This is a genomic window from Saccharomonospora iraqiensis subsp. iraqiensis (assembly GCF_000430445.1).
Taxonomy (GTDB): domain Bacteria; phylum Actinomycetota; class Actinomycetes; order Mycobacteriales; family Pseudonocardiaceae; genus Saccharomonospora; species Saccharomonospora iraqiensis.
The window spans coordinates 51468-54432 of the sequence record NZ_KE387041.1 but is presented as its reverse complement, the minus strand read 5'-3'; the positions used below and the strand labels follow the sequence as shown (position 1 = coordinate 54432).

General features: G+C 69.4%; 3 protein-coding genes and 1 pseudogene. 1 reads left to right on the top strand and 3 read right to left on the bottom strand.

What is annotated here, in order from left to right:
* From ACTIR_RS26205 to ACTIR_RS0103105, 3 genes and pseudogenes are all read right to left on the bottom strand, one after another.
* A pseudogene (locus tag ACTIR_RS26205) lies at positions 1-236 on the bottom strand (phosphatase); the annotation flags it as partial.
* Between the two features lie 226 nt (positions 237-462).
* Positions 463-1551 carry an inositol-3-phosphate synthase gene (locus ACTIR_RS0103110; RefSeq protein ID WP_007025580.1) on the bottom strand — a complete coding sequence of 363 codons (1089 nt, stop codon included), beginning with the start codon at positions 1549-1551 and terminating at the stop codon, positions 463-465.
* Between the two features lie 68 nt (positions 1552-1619).
* Positions 1620-2162 carry a PadR family transcriptional regulator gene (locus ACTIR_RS0103105; RefSeq protein ID WP_007025581.1) on the bottom strand — a complete coding sequence of 181 codons (543 nt, stop codon included), beginning with the start codon at positions 2160-2162 and terminating at the stop codon, positions 1620-1622.
* A 300-nt stretch (positions 2163-2462) separates the two neighbouring features.
* Here ACTIR_RS0103105 and ACTIR_RS0103100 point away from each other — a divergent pair, with 300 nt between their 5' ends.
* Positions 2463-2861, top strand: a complete 399-nt coding sequence (locus ACTIR_RS0103100) for a DUF5318 family protein (RefSeq protein WP_026453189.1) — start codon at positions 2463-2465, stop codon at positions 2859-2861.
* Positions 2862-2965 lie beyond the last annotated feature (104 nt).

Sequence of the window (2965 nt, the reverse complement as noted above, 5' to 3'; positions counted from 1 at the left end):
CCCGACAGGGCGGCGAACCCGGTGGCCGCCGCGCCCAGCACCGCACCGGCCCGCAACGCCCCACGCCGGGACAGTTCGGTGGCGACGTCGGCGAAGTAGGGGTTGTCCGACCGGTTCGGGGCCGGATGCGCACACGCATCCCCACACCGGTACAGACACGTGGTCGCCGACCGCGCGGAATGCCGCGAGGTCGTCAGGGGCAGCAGCCGTTCCGGCCGTCTCGGTTCCGTGGACACCCGTCCTCCAGATCACTCCGGCAGCATCGCTGTTCGAGCATGGCAGCGCACCGACGCTACGGCGAGGGATCGAGGGATTTCCGTACGAACGGTGAACACGGGCGGAACACGTCCGGACCACCTGCCGAACGCAGGTTCCCGGACCGACACGCGAAAGGCCCCCGCACCACCCGACCCGGACGGGAGAGGGAGGCGAAGGGGCCTTCGGGCCGCGCGGGGAACCGGCTCAGCGCTCGATCTCGCCCGCGATGAAACGCTCCACCGAGTCGCGGGCGGTGGAGTCGTCGTACTGCACCGGCGGGGACTTCATGAAGTACGACGAGGCCGACAGCAGCGGCCCGCCGATCCCCCGGTCCTTGGCGATCTTCGCGGCGCGCACCGCGTCGATGATGATGCCCGCCGAGTTCGGCGAGTCCCACACCTCGAGCTTGTACTCCATGTTGAGCGGCACGTCACCGAAGGCGCGACCCTCCAGGCGCACGTACGCCCACTTGCGGTCGTCCAGCCACTGCACGTAGTCGGAGGGGCCGACGTGGACGTTGCCCTTGCCGAGGTCGCGCTCGATCTGCGAGGTCACCGACTGGGTCTTGGAGATCTTCTTCGACTCCAGCCGCTCCAGCTCCTTCATGTTCTTGAAGTCCATGTTGCCGCCCACGTTGAGCTGCATGGTGCGGTCGAGCTGGACACCGCGGTCCTCGAAGAGCTTCGCGAGCACCCGGTGCGTGATCGTGGCCCCGACCTGCGACTTGATGTCGTCGCCGACGATCGGCACGCCCGCCTGCTCGAACTTCGCGGCCCACTCCGGCTCCGAGGCGATGAACACCGGGATGGCGTTGACGAAGGCGACGCCGGCCTCCAGCGCGGCCCGCGCGTAGAACTCCGAGGCGTCGGTGGAGCCGACCGGCAGGTAGGACACCAGGACGTCGACCTCCGCCGCCCGCAGCGCCGCCACGACGTCGACCGGCTCGTCGTCGGCCTCCTGGATGGTCTCCTGGTAGAAGCGGCCGAGCCCGTCGAGGGTGGGCCCGCGCTGCACGGTGACCCCGAGCGGCGGGACGTCGCAGATCTTGATGGTGTTGTTCTCGCTGGCCAGAACGGCCTCGGCCAGGTCGTGTCCGACCTTCTTGGCGTCCACGTCGAACGCGGCGACGAACTCCACATCACCCACGTGGTATCCGCCGAACTGCGCGTGCATCAGTCCGGGGATACGCGCGGCCGGGTCGGTGTCGCGGTAGTAGTGCACTCCCTGGACAAGCGACGCCGCGCAGTTGCCGACGCCCGCGATGGCCACTCTCACGCGGCGATTGTCGCCCATGCCGGTCTCTCCTTACTCGTGTTCTCTCGTCTTCGGCTCCCGCCGAGCCGGGCGCGAACCGCTCCCCGTCAGGACTGCTGCCCTCGTTGCTCGGCCTGTTCGTGCGCGATCAGCTCGTTGAGCCAGCGCACCTCCCGCTCACTGGTCTCCAGCCCGAGCTGGTGCAGTTCGCGGGTGTAGCGGTCGATCTTCTCCTCGGCCCTGGCCAACGCTGCCCGGAGACCTTCGCGGCGTTCCTCGACCCGGCGACGCCTGCCCTCCAGGATGCGCATCCGGACGTCGGCCGGCGTCCTGGAGAAGAAGGTGAGGTGGACGCCGAACCCCTCGTCGTCCCACGTCTGCGGGCCCGCGTCGGCGACCAGCTCGGCGAACCGCTCCTTGCCGTCCGCCGTGAGCTTGTAGACGCGCTTGGCCCGCCGGTTCCAGCCGGTGGTGGGTTCCGCCACCTCCTCGGCGATCAGCCCGGCCCGCAGCATCCGGCGCAGGGTCGGGTAGACGGAACCGTACGAGAAGGTGCGGAACATACCGAGCGTCTCGTGCAGACGCTTGCGCAGTACGTACCCGTGCATGGGGGCCTCGTGCAGCAGCCCGAGGATCGCGAACTCCAGCACAGTGCACCCCCTTCCGGGAATCGACGACTCACCACCGGCGTTGTCTGTTCGGGCCCGGCCGGACGGCGGCCCACTCCGGACATCGCCCCGGTCCGCGAACCGAACTCCAACATACCGCGTCATTATATCGCGTCGATACATCGACGTGGCACACGTAACGCGGTAGACCTTCCGAGTGATTGCTCGGACGTGTGAACTTCACCGAACAGTTATCGGGATCGCGGCGTGTCGGATGGGTGACCCGTCACGTCCTGCGCGACACGCGGGCATCGGGGAGGCGGTTACCCGTACTCTGTTGGCGTGCGGAACCAGCGGCAGGTCGTCGATTACGCGCTCGCGCGTCGTGCTGCCCTTGCCGAGTACCACTCGGGCAGGGCCAGCACGCTCGACGTCTGCGATGCCGACCCCTACCTGCTCCGGGCGGCCGAGTTCCACGGCAGGCCGAGCGCCTCCCCGTGCCCGGTCTGCCGCAGGGACCGCCTGCACGAGGTGTCCTGGGTGTTCGGCGACGAGCTCCGGCACGCCTCGAACTCGGCACGTTCGCCCGAGGAACTGGACCGGATGGCGGGACTGTTCGGCGAGTTCACCGTGTACGTGGTCGAGGTGTGCCGCGGATGCGGGTGGAACCACGTGGTGCTCTCGTACGTCCTCGGCACCGGGGAACCCCGACCCCGTTCCCGGAGGGCAGCAGGCCGGTGAGCACGACACGGGACGGCCGCGGCCGGCACGGGCCCGAGGGTCCACGGCCCCGACGAACTCGGCGGCCTCCGCGCCCACGACGGGCACGGGGGCCGTGTGCGGCG